The organism is Hymenobacter mellowenesis (genome assembly GCF_030581005.1).
Classification (GTDB): domain Bacteria; phylum Bacteroidota; class Bacteroidia; order Cytophagales; family Hymenobacteraceae; genus Hymenobacter; species Hymenobacter mellowenesis.
In genome coordinates, this window is the sequence record NZ_JAUQSX010000004.1 from 276,586 (window position 1) to 293,808 (window position 17,223).

Annotated in this window: 17 protein-coding genes and 1 tRNA gene; 9 read left to right on the forward strand and 9 right to left on the reverse strand. The window is 62.1% G+C overall.

What is annotated here, in order from left to right:
- Positions 1-176 precede the first annotated feature (176 nt).
- From Q5H92_RS09660 to Q5H92_RS09675, 4 genes are all read right to left on the reverse strand, one after another.
- Positions 177-749: a 50S ribosomal protein L25/general stress protein Ctc gene (locus tag Q5H92_RS09660; protein ID WP_305011310.1), complete on the reverse strand. Its 573-nt coding sequence runs from the start codon at positions 747-749 to the stop codon at positions 177-179.
- 122 nt (positions 750-871) lie between these two features.
- Entirely contained in the window at positions 872-1,936 is a 1,065-nt protein-coding gene (locus Q5H92_RS09665; protein ID WP_305011311.1) for a DUF6340 family protein, read from the reverse strand.
- Positions 1,937-2,150: 214 nt separating this feature from the next.
- Positions 2,151-3,077, reverse strand: coding sequence for a ribose-phosphate pyrophosphokinase (locus Q5H92_RS09670; protein ID WP_305011312.1), 927 nt, complete (start codon positions 3,075-3,077; stop codon positions 2,151-2,153).
- 178 nt (positions 3,078-3,255) lie between these two features.
- Positions 3,256-3,328: transfer RNA gene (locus tag Q5H92_RS09675), tRNA-Gln, on the reverse strand.
- A 275-nt stretch (positions 3,329-3,603) separates the two neighbouring features.
- Here Q5H92_RS09675 and atpD point away from each other — a divergent pair.
- From atpD to Q5H92_RS09715, 8 genes are all read left to right on the forward strand, one after another.
- On the forward strand, positions 3,604-5,109 hold the full coding sequence (atpD, locus tag Q5H92_RS09680) for a F0F1 ATP synthase subunit beta (RefSeq protein ID WP_305011313.1): 1,506 nt from the start codon (positions 3,604-3,606) through the stop codon (positions 5,107-5,109).
- Between the two features lie 142 nt (positions 5,110-5,251).
- A complete protein-coding gene (gene atpC / locus Q5H92_RS09685; protein WP_305011314.1) occupies positions 5,252-5,500 on the forward strand; it encodes an ATP synthase F1 subunit epsilon in 249 nt (82 codons plus the stop codon).
- Positions 5,501-5,643: 143 nt separating this feature from the next.
- Entirely contained in the window at positions 5,644-6,717 is a 1,074-nt protein-coding gene (locus Q5H92_RS09690) for an AI-2E family transporter (protein WP_305011315.1), read from the forward strand.
- Between the two features lie 46 nt (positions 6,718-6,763).
- Positions 6,764-7,888, forward strand: a complete 1,125-nt coding sequence (locus Q5H92_RS09695) for a trans-sulfuration enzyme family protein (RefSeq protein WP_305011316.1) — start codon at positions 6,764-6,766, stop codon at positions 7,886-7,888.
- A gap of 161 nt (positions 7,889-8,049) precedes the next feature.
- Positions 8,050-9,015 (forward strand): DoxX-like family protein, encoded by a 966-nt coding sequence (locus Q5H92_RS09700; RefSeq protein ID WP_305011317.1) that lies wholly within the window; start codon positions 8,050-8,052, stop codon positions 9,013-9,015.
- Positions 9,016-9,030: 15 nt separating this feature from the next.
- Positions 9,031-9,711 (forward strand): DUF4166 domain-containing protein, encoded by a 681-nt coding sequence (locus Q5H92_RS09705; RefSeq protein ID WP_305011318.1) that lies wholly within the window; start codon positions 9,031-9,033, stop codon positions 9,709-9,711.
- 154 nt (positions 9,712-9,865) lie between these two features.
- Complete coding sequence (locus Q5H92_RS09710) at positions 9,866-10,615, forward strand: fatty acid desaturase (RefSeq protein WP_305011319.1); 750 nt, start codon at positions 9,866-9,868, stop codon at positions 10,613-10,615.
- 450 nt (positions 10,616-11,065) lie between these two features.
- Entirely contained in the window at positions 11,066-11,758 is a 693-nt protein-coding gene (locus Q5H92_RS09715; RefSeq protein WP_305011320.1) for a membrane-associated protein, read from the forward strand.
- A 158-nt stretch (positions 11,759-11,916) separates the two neighbouring features.
- On the opposite strand, the gene Q5H92_RS09720 is transcribed toward Q5H92_RS09715, so the two are convergent.
- The 4 genes from Q5H92_RS09720 to Q5H92_RS09735 form a co-directional block, all read right to left on the reverse strand.
- A complete protein-coding gene (locus Q5H92_RS09720) occupies positions 11,917-12,504 on the reverse strand; it encodes a hypothetical protein (RefSeq protein WP_305011321.1) in 588 nt (195 codons plus the stop codon).
- A 119-nt stretch (positions 12,505-12,623) separates the two neighbouring features.
- Entirely contained in the window at positions 12,624-13,796 is a 1,173-nt protein-coding gene (locus tag Q5H92_RS09725; RefSeq protein WP_305011322.1) for a DegT/DnrJ/EryC1/StrS family aminotransferase, read from the reverse strand.
- A 135-nt stretch (positions 13,797-13,931) separates the two neighbouring features.
- Positions 13,932-14,621 (reverse strand): acetyltransferase, encoded by a 690-nt coding sequence (locus tag Q5H92_RS09730; protein WP_305011323.1) that lies wholly within the window; start codon positions 14,619-14,621, stop codon positions 13,932-13,934.
- Between the two features lie 9 nt (positions 14,622-14,630).
- The gene (locus Q5H92_RS09735) at positions 14,631-15,272 is read right to left on the reverse strand and encodes a sugar transferase (protein WP_305011324.1); all 642 of its coding nucleotides are present in this window, start codon (positions 15,270-15,272) and stop codon (positions 14,631-14,633) included.
- A gap of 151 nt (positions 15,273-15,423) precedes the next feature.
- Here Q5H92_RS09735 and ispE point away from each other — a divergent pair, with 151 nt between their 5' ends.
- Positions 15,424-16,245, forward strand: coding sequence for a 4-(cytidine 5'-diphospho)-2-C-methyl-D-erythritol kinase (gene ispE / locus Q5H92_RS09740; protein WP_305011325.1), 822 nt, complete (start codon positions 15,424-15,426; stop codon positions 16,243-16,245).
- On the opposite strand, the gene Q5H92_RS09745 is transcribed toward ispE, so the two are convergent.
- Positions 16,242-17,189, reverse strand: a complete 948-nt coding sequence (locus Q5H92_RS09745; protein ID WP_305011326.1) for a DMT family transporter — start codon at positions 17,187-17,189, stop codon at positions 16,242-16,244. The genes ispE and Q5H92_RS09745 overlap by 4 nt on opposite strands.
- Between the last annotated feature and the right edge of the window lie 34 nt (positions 17,190-17,223).

Here is a 17,223-nt window from a genome sequence, read left to right on the forward strand (position 1 = left end):
GGTTCCGGCATCAACTCTCAGAAACTGCGGCCATTTGGTATGATGAAGCGTGTGATGCTTTCGCTCCCAAATAAAAAGCCGCCCCAAAATTGGAGCGGCTTTTTGATTGAAACGCAAATTGCTGGATGAAAAGAATCGGTGAAATCCGTTTAATCCGTTAAATCTGCGGTCCAGAATTACTTGTTGGCTGCCATTTCGCCTTTCAGGGCGCGCGGGATGGTGATGGTGGCAATGGGAGCCGCCGCGTTGGTCAGGATGGTGTAGCCTTTGGGCTCTACGGCACCCACCTTGATGGATTTGCCGAGCTCCATGCCGCCGATGTTCACTTCCACGTAGTCGGGGAGGTTGTCCATCGTGGCGCGCACGCGCACTTTGCGCAGCTTGCTCACCAGTTTACCACCGGCCAGCACGCCCGGCGAAACGCCGATGTATTTCACGGGAATGTCCATTTTCACCTCTTTGCCGGCTTCCAGCTCGAGGAAGTCAACGTGGAGGAGCATTTCATTTACGGGGTGGAACTGGGCGTCCTGCACAATGGCTTTGTACATAGTGCCTTCCACGTTCAGGTCCACAATGTGAGCCTCCGGCGTGTACAACAGTTCGCGGAACAGGATAGCGGGCACGGAGAAGTGCACGGTATCGGTGCCGCCATACAATACGCACGGTACTTGAGCGTCGAGGCGCAATGCCTTGGCGTCCGTTTTACCGAGATTCGCTCTTTTAAACCCTACAATCTCGAGGCTTTTCATAAAAGTGGTCTTTTGAAGATAAAAAATGGCCCGCCTGCTTCCGACGTTGGAGGCAAACGGGCCGCAAAGGTAGGGCGAAACCGGCCGAAAAGCCAACCTGTTACGAAGAAAAACTGGCTGCGCTAGTTCGCTATCGGCACGCTTTTGAGTTGCTCCTGCACCAGCGCTTGCGCCTGCATCCGGTTGTTTAGCACGCGCAGGTAGGAGCGGGCCTGGGCGTTGTTGCAGGTGAAAGCGGCTTTCTTGGCCCAATCGATGGCCCCGGGCAGGTCGCCGCGCACCTCGCTGGCTACGGCCAGGTTGTAGAAGGCCCGGCCGGCAATCTTGGGGTTGAGGTGGCGGGCCGACTGCTGCCAGAGGGTGGCCGCCCCGGCCCAGTCGCCGGCTTCGGCACGCTGGGCGGCCTCCTTCATGCGGGCATCTTTTTTGGCCTGCGCGAAGTAGTCGCGGTGCAGGTCGATGTAGGAGGGCGCGATGCGGCGGGCGTAGCCGTCGCCGGCCCGCTGGGCCACCCGCCGAATGCACTCCTCGGGTGGGGGCAGCTGGCGCAGGGCGGCGGGGTAGGAGTCGCCCTCGCCCCGAAACACCAGTTGGTCTTCCTGCCGGGCCTGGTCGAGCACGAAGCCCTGGGCCGCGCCGTAGGTGCGGAAGCCGCTCACAATTTTCATTACCATTTCCACGCTCACGGTAGGCACTTTGTGCTCCTTGCCTTCTTTGTCCTTATAAGTGCGGAAGCCGTTGGTGTGGCTCAGCAGCATGTCGGAATCGAAGGCTTCGAGTACCACGAGGCCGTCGACCTGCGTGCGGCGGCACAAGTCCTGCACGTAGCGCGGGGCCAGCGGCGGCAGGAAAAACTCGCGGCTGCGGCCCAGCAGCTGCAGCTGCGCCTGCGTCACCTTGAAGCGGTAGCTGTTGTTAGCTAGGGCCTGGCCCACCACGTTCACGCACTCGTCGGCCCCGGCGCGGTCCACGCCCACGCCTTCGCCCGTGAAGGCGCCTTCCAGCACGTCGAAGAATTTATCGCGGCGCGATTCCGGGATAATGCGGTTGGCGGTGGCCACGCTTTGCAGGTTGGCCGGCATGGGCACCGCTGCCGGGGCCAGCGCCCGGATGTGAACGGAAGAAACACAGGCGCTCAGTAGCAGCGCCGCGAAAAGGGTGAGGGTGGAAGTGTAAAGCTTGTGCATCACGTTTGCAGAAAAAGGTTCCAGTTGGGAAGTCTATTCTACAAAATTGTGCCAGTTTTGAGCGCAGTAATTAAGTAATGCTGAAAAAAAGCACGTCATGCTGAGCGCAGTCGAAGCATCTCTACCGCAATAGTAAATAAATTACTGCCACACGCGAGATGCTTCGGCTGCGCTCAGCATGACGTGCTGAGTGATGCCCATTCAGGAACCTAATCTACACAAACAGAGAGCTGATGCTCTCGTGCGTCACCACGTTGCGAATAGCGGCCGCAAACAGTGGCGCCAGCGAAATCACCCGGATTTTGTCGTTCTCCTCGCGCAGCGGAATGGTGTCGGTCGTAATCAGCTCGGTGAGCTGGGAGGCGCGAATGCGCTCGTGGGCCGGGCCGCTGAGCAGCGGGTGCGTGATGACAGCCCGCACCGAGTTGGCGCCGCGCTCCATCACCAGGTCGGCGGCTTTGCAGATGGTGCCGGCCGTGTCTACCATATCGTCCACGAACACCACGTCCATACCCTTCACGTCGCCGATGACTTGCATCGAGGCAATTTCATTGGCCCGCAGGCGCATCTTGTCGCAGACCACGATTTCGGCGCCGAATTTCTTGGCGAAGGCGCGGGTGCGCACCACGCCGCCCACGTCGGGCGAGGCGAAAATCAGGTTTTTCAGGTTCAGCGACTTGATGTAGGGCGCCGTGACGGTGGCGCCATCGAGGTGGTCGACTGGGATGTCGAAGAAGCCCTGAATCTGGCCGGCGTGCAGGTCGCAGGTCATCAGGCGGTCGGTGCCCACGCTTTGGATGATGTTGGCCACCACTTTGGCGCCGATGCTCACGCGGGGCTTGTCTTTGCGGTCCTGGCGGGCGTAGCCCATGTAGGGCATCACGATGACGACTTTGTGGGCCGAGGCACGCTTGGCCGCGTCCACCATCAGCATGAGCTCCATGAGGTGCTCGGCGGGCGGGCAGGTGCTTTGCACGAGGAACACCTCGCAGCCGCGCACGCTTTCGTTGAAGCTCGGGCCCATCTCGTTGTCGGCGAAGCGCTGGAGGCTGAGGTCGCCGAGAGTGGTGCCGTAAGCAGCGGCAATGCTTTCGCCCAATGCCTTGGAGGCGCTGCCGGCGAAGATTTTGACCTGTTTCATAGGGGAAGGTGCTGATTTTGTGCGGGAAGCCTGCGCGGCCCGCTGAATGGTTTGGCGCGGAATAATCGGATGAGGCCAGCGAAAGCCTGCCGTCCGGGACGGGCTAGAAAAGCGAAAGGCGCTGACCACTCCGGAAATTGGAGAAGCCAGCGCCTTTTCGTTTACTCGAGCGTTGTCGTTGTCCGACCAGGGCTCGAACCTGGACTTTCTTGAATCAAAATCAAGCGTGTTGCCAGTTACACCATCGGACAATTTCCCGGCGGGCTACGTGCCGTTTGGGAGTGCAAATGTACTACCGGAAAAATTCGAGGCAAGGATTTTTTGAAAAAAATTTGAAGAAAAAAATGACGGTACCGGCCCGGAAAGCGGCTTTCGGTTCATTGGTGCCTGATTTTCACGGGGTAGGGTGTCTCGGGTTTTTTTTCGATTGGGCCAGGCGCCGCAAACGTTATGGTTGGAAAAGCCAGGCTTCTACCGTAATTTTGCGGCCTGAAAAGAGCATCAACTTCATCATAAATACAACCAAATGGCCAATACCGGCAAAATCACCCAGGTTATCGGACCCGTCGTGGACGTAAGCTTCGCGGGTGAAAACACGAAGCTACCCAACATCCTCGACGCCCTCGAAGTAACCAAAGAGAACGGCCAGGTAGTGGTACTGGAGTGCCAGCAACACCTGGGCGAAGACCGGGTGCGGACCATTGCCATGGACTCGACCGAGGGCCTGGCCCGCGGCGCCGAAGTGCGCGACCTGGGTACGCCCATCTCGATGCCCACCGGCGACGGCGTGAAAGGCCGCCTGTTCAACGTTATCGGCGAAGCCATTGATGGCATTCCGCAGCCCAAGAGCGGCCAGCGTCTGTCGATTCACCGCAACGCCCCGGCGTTCGAGGAACTGGCTACGTCGTCGGAAGTATTCTTCACCGGCATTAAAGTTATCGACTTGCTGGCTCCTTATGTAAAGGGCGGCAAGATTGGATTGTTCGGTGGTGCCGGCGTGGGCAAAACCGTACTGATTCAGGAGCTTATCAACAACGTGGCCAAGGCCTACGAAGGCCTGTCGGTGTTTGCCGGCGTGGGTGAGCGTACCCGTGAAGGCAACGACTTGCTGCGTGAATTCATCGAATCTAACATCATTCTCTACGGCGATGCCTTCAAACACTCGATGGAAGAAGGTGGCTGGGATTTGAGCAAAGTGGACATGGCGGCGATGGAAAAATCGCAGGCTACCCTCGTGTTCGGCCAGATGAACGAGCCCCCCGGAGCCCGTGCCCGCGTGGCCCTGTCGGGTCTGACCATTGCCGAGAGCTTCCGCGATGGCGACGGCACCGGTGCCGGCCGCGACATCCTGTTCTTCATCGACAATATTTTCCGCTTCACGCAGGCGGGTTCGGAAGTATCGGCTCTCTTGGGTCGGATGCCTTCGGCCGTAGGTTACCAGCCCACGCTGGCCACCGAAATGGGTGCCATGCAGGAGCGTATTACCTCGACGAAGCGCGGTTCAATCACCTCGGTTCAGGCCGTTTACGTGCCGGCTGATGACTTGACTGACCCGGCCCCGGCCAACACCTTTGCCCACTTGGACGCCACGACGGTACTGAGCCGCAAAATCGCCGAGCTGGGCATCTACCCGGCCGTTGACCCGCTGGACTCGACCTCGCGCATCCTGTCGGCCGACGTGCTGGGCGACGAGCACTACAACACCGCCCAGCGCGTGAAAGAGCTACTCCAGCGCTATAAAGAACTCCAGGACATCATCGCCATTCTGGGTATGGACGAACTCTCCGAAGAGGACAAGCAGGTGGTAAACCGCGCCCGTCGGGTGCAGCGCTTCCTGTCGCAGCCCTTCTTCGTGGCCGAGCAGTTCACCGGCCTCAAAGGCGTACTCGTTGACATCAAAGACACCATCAAAGGCTTCAACGAAATCATCGACGGCAAGTACGACCACCTCCCCGAGGCGGCCTTCAACCTGGTTGGTAACATCGAGGATGCCGTGGCCAAAGGTGAGCGCCTGATTGCCGAAGCCAAGTAACTAAGAACGTCCGGTGGAACGTCATGCTGAGCGGAGTCGAAGTATCTCTACCGCGAGAGTAAATAGTTACTTGCGCGGTAGAGATGCTTCGGCTTCGCTCAGCATGACGTTCTTTTTTAGCCTGACAATTCATCTCAAAAACATGCACCTAGAAATCATCACCCCCGACCGCAAGGTATTTGAAGGCGAAGTGACGTCGGCCCAGTTTCCGGGCGCCGATGGCTCTTTTGAAGTGCTGAACAACCACGCTCCGCTGATTGCCGCGCTCAAAGCCGGCGACGTGACGCTGACCGGCGGCGCGGGTGGCCGCGAGGTTATCCGCATCGAAGGCGGCGTGGTGGAAGTGCTGCGCAACAACTTAATTGTGCTGGCCGAAGGCGCACTGGCTTAGTTTAGCCGCGGCTTCCCGCTTATCTGACGGATACAAAGGCCGTTCCTGCACTGCAGGGACGGCCTTTTTTGCGTCCAGCGGGCGGCGAAATTCTGGCTTGTCCGTATGGAAAAGGCGAGACTGCCACCTTTTCCATTTGCGCAATGCCAAACGTATTCGACCCTTTTGCTGCCGTTGAGAATATTTACACGCCGCGCCAGCGCTATGTGCTGCTGGTGGCCTCGCTGCTGGGCCTGGTAGGCCTGATGGTGTTCGGACTGGCGCAGTACCTGACGGCTTTTTTGGCGGCCGGCATCTTGTTTGTAGTGTTTCGGCCGTGGTGGGTGGCGCTGGTGCACCGGCGACGCTGGAACCGGCAGCTGGTCACGATAGGCATTCTGGTGGTGACGCTGGTGGTGTTGGTGATTCCGTTTTACGCGCTCAGCTCGCTGCTGCTCGACCGGCTCATTGCGTTTGCTCAGAACCCGGAGCAAATTCTGGAAGTGGTGCACAAGGTGGAGAAGGCCGTAGGCTTTAAAATCGCGGAGCAGTTGAATGTGCGGCAACTGCTGCTGCAGGGCGGCGCCAAGGTGAGTGGCTGGTTGCCCACGCTGGCCAGCAGCGCGCTCAACTTCCTGGTAATCGTGGGCTTGATGCTGTTCACGATGTACTACATGTTTATGCAGGAAACCTACTTTCTGCTGGGGCTGCACCGCTACCTGCCGTTTCGGAACGAGACACTGCAGGAGCTGGGCGAGTCGTTGAAAAACAACGTGAACGCCAACGTGTTGGGGCAGGTGGTGGTGGCCTTAGTGCAAAGCATTCTAACCGGGCTGACGCTGTGGATTTTTGGGGTGCCGGATTCTTTGTTCTGGGGAGTGGTAGCTTTTTTTATGGCGTTTCTGCCGGTGCTGGGCACGCCTCTGGTGTGGGGACCGGCGGCGCTGTACCAGTTCTCGCAGGGAAACAACGGGCAGGCCATCGGGATTCTGCTGGTAGGCTTCATCGTGATTATCAACGTGGACAACGTGCTGCGCATCATGCTGGCCAAGCGCATGGGCGACATTCATCCGCTGGTGACGCTGGTGGGACTGGTGCTGGGCGTGGAGATTTTTGGCCTGATTGGGCTGGTGGTGGGGCCGCTGCTGGTGTCGTATTTCCTGGTGCTGATGGAGGTGTTTCGACGCGAAAACCGGGCGCACAAGGCCGCTCAGGCTGACCAGAGCAAAGCAGGGTAAAAGAGCGACCTTTGCGCTTTCACGTTCTGACTGCGCGTCCATGCTCATGCCTAACATCCAGCCCAAAATCACACCCATCTACCAAACCTCGGTCTTCAAATTTGAAGACCTGGACGCCGTGCAGCAGTACTTCGACGAGCCCGGCAGCCGCTACCTGTACTCGCGCAACGGCAACCCCAACTCCGACGAGCTGGCCGCGGCCGTGAACCACTGGGAAGGCGGCGCGGGTGCCGTGGCCACGGGCTCAGGCATGGCCGCCATTTTCGCGGCCCTGATGACCTACTGCCAGGCCGGCGACCATGTGCTGTGCGCGGCAGACATCTACGGCGGCTCGGCGGCGCTGCTGAACCTGGAGTTGTCGCGGCTGGGCATTACGGTGAGCTACGTGCCGTTTGAGGAGCTATACGACCTGCAGGCGCACGTGCAAGCCACCACCCGGCTGCTGCTCTGCGAAACGATGAGCAACCCGCTGCTGCGCGTGGTGGACCTACGCGCCGCTGCTGATGAGTGCCACCGCCACGGCATCAAATTGGTGGTTGATAACACCTTTGCCACGCCCGTGCTCACCAAGCCGCTGGCCTTTGGGGCCGACCTGGTGCTGCACAGCGTGACCAAATACTTAGCTGGCCACTCCGACGTGACGGCCGGCGCTGTGGTGGCTGCCATGCCCGAAGACGTGGCCCGCCTGAAGCAAATCGGTACGATTTTCGGCCTCACGCTTAGCCCCATGGAAAGCTGGCTGAGCGTACGCGGACTCAAAACCATGCGCCTGCGTGTGGCAGCGCACAGCCAGAATGCCCAGCTCATTGCGGAGTTTTTGGAGCGGCACCCGGCTGTAGAGGCAGTTTACTATCCGGGCCTGCTGGCGCACCCGCAGCACGCGCTGGCCACGGTGCAGGGCCGCGGGCTATTTGGCGGCATGATGTCGATGCGGCTGGCGGATGACGCGGCGGCGGTGAACCGGTTTATGCAGCGCAGCCAGCGGTTTCCGTTCGCGCCCTCGCTGGCGGGCGTCGATTCGTCGTGTTCGCACCCGCTCTATACCTCGCACCGGGCACTCACGGATGCGCAGCGGGCCGAACTGGGCATTACTGTGGGGCTGGTGCGGCTGAGCATTGGCATTGAGCCAGTGGAGGAACTGCTGGCCGATTTGGCGCAGGCGCTGGAGTAGAGACGCATCCTTGCGTCTTGTCGTTGAACGATGACGAGTGAAGTAGGATGAATGATGATTGAATGGTGCGGGTCCGGTCGTTCAACGACGAGACGCAAGTATGCGTCTCTACGCTGTTCAACGCTCAAATCCAACGTTTCCTGCCTACCTTCATAAGACCAATGAAGAGGCCCTCGATTTACGTAGAAAGCCGCATCCGCTGCCCCATGGAGCAGCTGTGGGCCCACACCCAGCAGCCCGAGCTGCATCAGCAATGGGACTTGCGCTTTACCGAGATTGAGTACCTGCCGCGCGCCTCGGACGCCGAGCCGCAGCAGTTTCTGTATGCCACGCGCATTGGCTTTGGGCTGGGCGTAGCGGGCTGCGGCGAGAGCCTGGGCACCCGGGAGAAGAACGGGGAGCGCACGTCGGTCCTCAAGTTCTGGTCCGATGAGGCGGTGTCGCTTATTCGGGAAGGCGCGGGGTTCTGGAAACACGTGCCGACCGACGACGGTCTGCGGTTTTTCACGCGCTATGACTATCAGACGCGCTTTGGCGCGGCCGGCGCGTGGCTTGACCGGCTGGCGTTTCGGCCGCTCATCGGCTGGGCCACGGCCTGGGGCTTCGACAGCCTGCGGTTGTGGCTGGAGCAGGGGCAGCGACCGGCAGTGTCGCGGGCCCTGGGGCTGATAATGGCGCTGGTGCGGTTCACATTGGGCTTTGTGTGGATATACCAGGGCGTGGTGCCCAAGCTGCTCTACCCCGATACCGGCGAGCTGGGCATTTTGCAGGGCGCGGGCTTTTCGGTGGGGACGGCGCACGGGGTGGCGGCGGCCGTGGGCGTGGGAGAAATTCTGTTCGGACTGTTGTTCTGGGTGCTGCCGATGGACAAGCTGCGGCCGGTGTACTGGCTGAACATGCTGGGCCTGCTGGTGCTGGGCGCGGGCGCGCTGTTTAGCCAGCCGGCGGTGTTTGAGGCGCCTTTCAATCCGCTCACCCTCAATCTGGCCCTGATGGCGCTGGCGGCGGTGGCCCTGGCCATTCCCACGGAGCTGGTGCCTAGCGCCGCGCGCTGCCTGCGCCAGCCGCCCGAGGGCGCCCGGCCGGCTGCTAAAGTGCCGCAGGAAGCGCCCGCGGCCGTCGCCTAACCTCCCTCAGAATCCATGACTTCCATCTATCAGCAGCAGCTAGGGGCCGACTTCGCGAAGCTGCACCCGCGCATTCAGGAGCGGCTGGGGTTCAGCAGCGCCGACCACCGGGCGTTTGTGGGCGAGGGCGTGATGGAGCGAGTATGGCACGGACCGTTTTTCACGCAACCGTTTTTGCGGGCGGGCCTTTCGCGCCAAATCACCTTCCCCGAAACGGGCGCCAACGTGCCGTTTCGCATCGAAAACTACGCCTATACCGACCCGCTGGGCCGCGAAACCGTGACCTGGATTCGGCGCTTTCATTTCCCGAAACACACCCGCTGCTTCGATGCTACGATGATACGCAGCGCTGCCCGGCAATCCATCGTCGATTACCTGGGCACGCACCAGCACGTGGCTGTGGACATCGACATGGCCGTGACGGCGCGCGGCGGGTTGCGGCTGCGCTCGGGGGCCCAGCGCTTTCGGGCGGGGCGGCTGGCGTTTCGGCTGCCGGGCCTGTTGGCCGCGCTGGCCGATGTGGAGGAGTGGTACGACGACGCGGCCGGCTGCTACCGCATCGAGGTGGTGGTGCGCAATCCGGTTATCGGTAAGCTGTTTGGCTACAATGGCTCGTTTCAGTCCACTTGGCGCGAGGTGGCGCCGGCGCAGATACCGGCGTATGCGCTGCCGCTGCGGTATGAGGCGCGGGAGTGAGGGCGTAATTAGAACGTCATGCCGAGCGTAGCCGAGGCATCTCGCATGCCACAACTAACTTGATATTTGGCGATTTTAATTACTTCTGCACGCGATATGCCTCGGCTGCGCTCGGCATGACGTTCTTTTTGCTTAACTCCTAAGTCCCTTCCACATGAAACTCGAACTCACTCCCGCTCAGCGGCGTGTTGAGCTGGCCCGGCCCTGGGTGCTGCTGGCGCTGTATGTGGGCTTGGCGCTGGCCGGCTGGTGGTGGCTGGCCGTGCCGCTGGCCGCCGTGGTGTGCCTGGCGGCCTTCGTGATGATGCACGACGCCATGCACAATTCCCTGGGCCTAGCCAAGCCCACCAACGAGCGGGTGCTCACCCTGGCCGGCCTGCTCATTCTGAAAAGCGGCCACGGCCTGCAGGTGACGCACCTGCGCCACCACGGCCGCTGCCTCACTGAGGCTGACCCGGAGGGTGCGCCCGCCACCTGGAGCTTCTCGCGGGTGCTGTGGCAGGGGCCCTGGCACACGCTTATGCTGCGCCGCGAGTCGTTGCGAATCGCGCCCAACACGCGCCGCATTCAGCTCATCGAAACCGGGCTGACGCTGGCGCTGCTGGTCGCGTTTGTGGTCTTGTATTGGGCCACGGGCTCAGTGGTGGGGCTGGTGTATTGGGGCGTGGCTTTTGTGATGAGCGCGACGATGCCCATCTGGGCGTCGTATGTGCCGCACCATGTGTCGTCGCGCAACCCGGCGGCGCGCACGGCCGCCGCGCTGGCCCAGGCCTGGACGCCCATCACGGCCTCGTTTGCCTTTCACCATCTGCACCACCACTACCCGCGCGTGCCCACCGCGCTGCTCTACCGCGCCGCCGCCGAGCTGCCGCCGCCGCCCGAGGAGGAGCACCACCACCATTAGAGCGGTTTTGAATGAGGGTAGGGGCGGGGCTTGCGGCTATTAAAGCGAAAAGACGCCGATACCGGGTCTTGAATGGAGGTAGGAGTGGGGCTTGCCCCCGCCCGGGCGCTGGCGCCATTTCAACGATGCCGTTCAATGACCAGGCAGGGGCAAGCCCCGCTCCTACATCGTTTCTGCAACTGCCTTAGCACAACCGATAGTGTTAGCTGCGGGCTTGTTTGGCAACCGCGTGGCAAGAATAGACAGTTCAATGTGCGGGTTCAAAAGTCTGATTCATTGAGCGTATGTAGCTGGTATAAAGTGAGCTGGGGTGAGTAATGGTGGAATTGCCAAGTCGGATAAGGAGCGTTTTTAGATTGCCAGGGCTTGGGTGGGTCCATTCCTTTGTGACGGTTCTAGTGGCTGGCAACGCGGCCGGCCCCAACCGCCTCACCTTTCCCCACGCCTCTTATGGATGCTGCTTCGCCCCGATTGCCATTGGCCCTCAAATTGGTCGTTAGTGCTTTTCTGGCCGTGATGGTGCCGGTGTACTACCACGACTACGGGCCCACCAACTTTCTGTATTTCTGCGACGTGGCCCTGCTGCTGAGCTTCATCGCACTCTGGACCGAGCACCCGCTGCCGGCCTCCATGGCGGCCGTGGGCATTCTGGTGCCGCAGGTGCTGTGGTGCGCCGATTTCCTGGGCGAGCTGTTTCATGTGCATCTCGTGGGCCTCACAGGCTACATGTTCGATGCCAACCGTTCGCTATTTCTACGCGGGCTGTCGTTCTTCCACGGCTGGCTGCCGTTTCTGCTCATCTTTCTGGTGAAGCGCCTGGGCTACGACCGCCGCGCCCTGCTGGCCTGGACGGCCCTGGGCTGGAGTCTGTGCCTGGTGGCCTATTTCTTTCTGCCGCCCGCCGGCACCGTGCTGCCCGACCCTAAAATCCCGGTCAACATCAACTACGTGTTCGGTTTCGACGACGCCCACCCCCAAACATGGCTGCCCGCCCCGCTCTACCTGCTGGCCTGGATGACCGGACTGCTGGCTGTGTTCTACGTGCCCTCGCACCTGCTGCTGCGCCGGCTGTATGGGCAAAAGCGCCCGGCGCAGCCAGTAGCCGAAAGCCGGAACGTGACGCCCGTTGCGCTGGCGCACTAGCTAACCCAAGTTGCGGTGTAGAACGAGAGCCCCAGCGGGGCTTGGATTCGGTAATCCGCAACTGGGGTTACAAAGTTTGGCTAGCCCCCGAAAGAGGCAGCCCCCATCGCCGCTAATTGGGCGAAGGGGGCTGGTCTTTTGGGGTGGGCTGCCTTGCGCTACAGCTTGTCCGACACTTGGTCGGAGAGCTGGCGGGCGGTGCGCAGGGTCTGGAATTCGGCCTGCTGGGCGCGGATGTTCACCTTGTCATCGAAGGAGAAGCTGCTGCGGAGCTGGTCGTAGCGGGCGTTGAGGGCGCTCATGACGTTGGCGGCAAGAGCCCAGTCGGCCGGTTTCCAGCCCGAACGGTCGTTGTGCACGCGGTCCATGAGGCGACTGTAAGCATCTAGCAGGCCGCTGGTGCTGAGGGTGGAAACGGTGGTTTTCTTCCGCAGAAACGCGGTTACCTGCGCATCGGAGGCCGGCGAAGCCGGTAAGTCGCTCGCCGTGGTAGTAGTGCTGGGCCGGGTCGTGGTGGTGGTCGATGGGGTGGTGCCCACGGGCACGTTGACGGTGCGCGTGGTGCGCCGGATGACCTTGCCGGTGGCTGGGTCGAGTTCTTCAACCACCTCGGTCTGCTGCTGAGTGCCAGCCGGGGCGGGCGTCGTGGTCGTGGTGGTTTTGGCGGGGCTCGTGGTGGGCGTGGTTTGCGCGGCGGCAGCCAGGGGCAACGCCAGGAGCAGCGCAAAAACGGGCGAATTTTTCATGGGATAAAAAGGATGGATGGGCCTTTAACGGCAAAAGGTGCCGGAACGGTGCAGCCCGGTGCCCACCGCAAGGCACGAATCGGGCCAATTGCCCACCGAAAGCCCCAGCAATACGCTGCTTAGGCCGATAGTGCTTCCGTGAGGGCCTCTTTCACGCGGTGCAGGTCGGCGTCGGTCATGGCCGTGCCGCTGGGCAGGCACAGGCCGCGGGCAAATAGGTCGGCGCACACCGCGCCGCCGTACACGGGCGCGTTGGCGAAGAGCGGCTGCAGGTGCAGGGGTTTCCAAAGCGGCCGGCTCTCGATGTTGCGCGTTTCGAGGTGCAGGCGCAGGGTTTCGGGCGTGACGGCGGGAGCGGGCTGGGCGTCGGCGGCTGGGTCGGCGGGATTTATTAAGATTGTGGTGAGCCAGCGGTTGGAGCGGCTGCCGGCCGGCTCGGGCGCCGGGGCCACCGTGATGCCCGGCAGGCCGGCGAGGTGCTCGCGGTACCAATCAAAAATCTGTCGGCGGCGCTTCACCCGCTCGTCCAGCAGTTCCATCTGGCCGCGGCCGATGCCGGCCAGGATATTGCTCAGGCGGTAGTTATAGCCCAGCTGCGAGTGCTGGTAGTGGGGCGCGTCGTCCTTGGCCTGGGTGGCCAGGAAGCGGGCCCGCTCGGCCAGGGCGCGGTCGTAGGTGACGAGGGCGCCGCCGCCGCTAGTGGTTAGAATCTTGTTGCCATTAAACGAGAACACGCCCACCCGCCCAAAGCCTCCCAGCGGCTGCTGCTGCCACTCCGAGCCCAAGGCCTCGGCAGCGTCTTCGAGAATTGGAATATCAAATTCCTGTGCCAGGGCCAGGATTTCGGGCAGCTTCGCGGGCATGCCGTAGAGATGCACCAGAATAAGGGCTTTGGGCTTTTTCCCCTTGGCAATGCGGTCCGTAATGGCCTCGCGCAGACGCTCGGGGCAGAGGTTCCAAGTGTTGAGCTCGCTGTCGATGAACACCGGCGTAGCGCCCAGGTACACCACGGGGTTGGCCGTGGCCACGAAGGTGAACGACGGGCACAGCACCTCATCGCCCGGCCCCACGCCCAGCAAAATCAGCCCCAGGTGAATAGCCGCCGTGCCCGAACTCAGCGCCACGCAATACGGCACGCCCACCGCCGCGCAGATATCCGCCTCAAACCCGGCCAGGTTGGGCCCAGCGGGCGCCACCCAGTTGTCCTCAATGGCCTTGTGCACGTAGTTGAGCTCGTGCCGGCCGAGGTGAGGCGGAGAAAGGTAAAGACGGTCGTAGTCCTGGCTGCGCATGCGCTTTGCTTAATGAAGAATAAAGAACGTCATGTCGAGCTTGCCGAGACCTCTCGCGTGCCGAAGTAATCCAATCAATTGAGTTACTGCCACACGCGAGAGGTCTCGGCAAGCTCGACATGACGGGCTAATTAGTTACAGTTCGCTATTAATGGCCCTTGCCGGCACGCCTACCGCCGTCACGCCGGCCGGCAAGTCGCGCACCACCACGGCCCCGGCGCCCACCGTGCTGCCTGCGCCCACCGTCACCCCTTGAATGACCGTGGCGTTGGTGCCCAGGTAGCAGCCAGCGCCCAGCCGCACCGCGCCGCTCACGTTGGCGTGCGGCATCAGGGAGCAAAAATCAGCCAGCTCGGCATCGTGGCCCACGGTGCAGCCCAGGTTGAGCAGCACGAAGCGGCCCAGCGAAATATCGCACGTCAGGAGGCAGCCCTGCTGGACGATGCAGCCCTCGCCCAGCGTGATGCGCTGGTCGGCATCCGGTTCCACCTGGGGGTGCACCAACGTTGGAAACGTCAATTTATCGGAGGTGAGGCAACCCACCACCGCGGCTCGGCTGGCGGAGCTGCCCACGGCCACGGCCACGGCCAGTGGCTCGGCGGTGGCGTTGAGGTCGGCGGCGGTGCCGAGGTAGGGCAGGCCGGCCACGGTGGGCGTGGTGGGCGGCTGGTCATCGTAGAAGCCGCGCACGTCCCAGGTGGGGTGCCGGGCGTTGAGCTGCCGCAGCAGCAGCAGCACCTCGCGGCCCAGTCCGCCCGCCCCGAAAATGACGAGCGGGGAGCCGGTTTCGCCGGCTTCGTATTCTGAGAAAAACAAGGTAGTCATAGGCATCATCTACGGAGAAACGGGTGGGGGCGGCGTGCCCCGAAAGGCCGTGGTGGTGGCTTGGCCGGGCGCGGCCACGCCGCTGCCGCGCAGCACGCACCCGGCGGTGCGCCACAAAATGGCCATATCCAGCCGCCAGCTCAGGTGGTCGACGTACCATACGTCGAAGGCGAATTTTTCTTCCCAACTAATGGCGTTGCGGCCGTTCACCTGCGCCCAGCCCGTGAGGCCGGGCCGCACCTCATGCCGCCGGGCCTGGGTGGGCGAGTATAGTGGCAGGTACGCGGGCAGCAGCGGGCGCGGGCCCACTAGGCTAAGGTCGCCACGCACAATGTTCCAGAGCTGGGGCAGTTCATCGAGCGAGGTGGCGCGCAGCCAGCGGCCCAGGGCGGGCAGGCGCGCGGCGTCGGGCAGGAGCTGGCCGACGGTATCGCGCGCGTCGGTCATGGTTTGCAGCTTGTAGAGCGTGAACAGCCGCCCGTGCCAGCCCGGCCGCACCTGCCGGAACAGCCAATGCCCACGGTTCTGGGCCGCCGCCAGCGCCGCCGCGCCCGCCAGCAGCGGCAGCGTGAGCAGCAGCAAGGGCAGGCTGATGGCCACATCAAGCCAGCGCTTGCCGTAGCGAACGTAGAAGGAAGCGGGTACGGGCACGAGCGAATTAAACGGGACGACAAAGGTCGTCAGGCTGAGCGCAGCGAAGCATCTTCGCCGCTATAGTAAATAGTTGCATTGCGCAGTAAAGATGCTTCGCTGCGCTCTGCATGACGTTCTTTTGTGCCAAGTCCTGTTCTTATCGCACGCCATGCTCGTTTTCCCCAACGCCAAGCTCAACCTCGGCCTTTACGTCACCCAGCGCCGGCCCGACGGCTTCCACAGCCTCGAATCGGTGTTCATACCCCTGCCATGGACGGATGCGCTCGAAATGCTGCCCGCCGCGCCCGGCCAGCCCACCCACATCACCCTCACCGGCCACCCCATCCCCGGTGACCCGGCCACCAACCTCTGCGTACGGGCATACGAGCTGCTGCAGGCCGATTTTCCGCAGCTGCCGCCTGCGCAGCTCTACCTGCACAAAATCGTGCCCATTGGAGCCGGCCTGGGTGGCGGCTCGGCCGATGCTGCCTTTGCCCTGAAGGCGGCCAATGACTTATTCGGCCTGAGTCTTTCGCCTGAAGCATTGGAAAGCTATGCCCGCCGCCTGGGCTCCGACTGTGCCTTTTTCATTTGCAACCAGCCCGTGCTGGCCGTGGAGAAAGGCGATGTGTTCGAAGAAATTAACTTGAATTTGAAAGGCACCGCCTGCGTGGTGGTGTATCCCAATCTGCACATCAGCACGGCCGAAGCATACGCCCGCATCGTGCCACAGCCGCCTAAGTTTCCCTTGCGCGAGGCCCTAGCCCAACCCATGAGTACCTGGCGCGAAACCGTCAGCAACGACTTCGAAACGGCCCTGACGCCCGCGCATCCGGTGCTGGCTGATATTAAGAATCAGCTCTACGATGCTGGCGCTACTTATGCCAGCTTGTCCGGTTCGGGCTCGGCCGTGTACGGGCTCTGGGAAAAGGGGGAGCCGGCAGCGGTTGCGTGGTCGGCAGAGTACGCGGTGTGGTGGGGCGTGCTCTAAACCGGCACGGCCGGCTCCAAATCCGGCTCCTTGTCCTTCATCAGCCGGGCCACCAACGGGTGAATGAGCACGCTAAGCACGATGAGCAGCGTACCAATGTAAAAGCCCGTGCTCATGCGCTCCCCGTTGAACTGCGGCGCGTGGAGCAGGCCTTTGACATGTAGCCAATAGATAGCCGCGGCCATCGAAATGCCATAAACCGGCTCCAGGTTGATGGTCAGGTTCACAGCGAAAGGGGAGAGGCGCTTCATCAGTTCCACCGACGTGGAGAAGGCGTACACCGTGCACACACCCGCCAGCAAACCCAGCCAGAGCCAATCCAGGCCGTGCCAGGCCAGCTGCAGGCCCCGGTCCTGTGTGAAGTAATGGCTGTAAATCGGGAAAAACAGCGCGATGCTCAAACAGGCCCCTAGCATCTCGTAAAACGTGAGCCGCAGCGGCGGGTGCTGCTTAATCAGCTTGGAGTTCAGCACGCTGAACAGCGCCGACAAGCCCGCCGAGAGCACCGCCACGCCCAAGCCGAGCAACTGGTCAAGCTCGGCCTGGCTCACTAGGTACAGGCCCACCATCGTAATCAGCCCCAGCCCCACCTCGTAGCCGCGCACCCGGCGCCAGAGCAGCAGCGGCTCCAGCAGCGACGTCCACAAAGCCAGCGTGGCCAGCCCGGCCAGACACACGCTCACCGACGAGAGCCGCGCCGCTAGAAAAAAGGTAATCCAGTGCGTGGCCACCAGCGCGCCCACCGCCAGCAGCCGTAGCACCTGGCCCGCCGGAATGCGCCAGGCCATCTGCCGCGCCCCCAGCAGCACAGCCAGTCCCACGGCCGCCAGCAGCGTGCGCCAAAACACCAGTTCTACCGACGGCAGCGTCAGCAGCTTGCCCAAGATGGCCGTGAAGCCCCACAGGAGCACAATGAAATGGAGCTTGAGGTAGTCGCGAAGCATGGATGATTAAATAGTCAGAACGTCATGCAGAGCG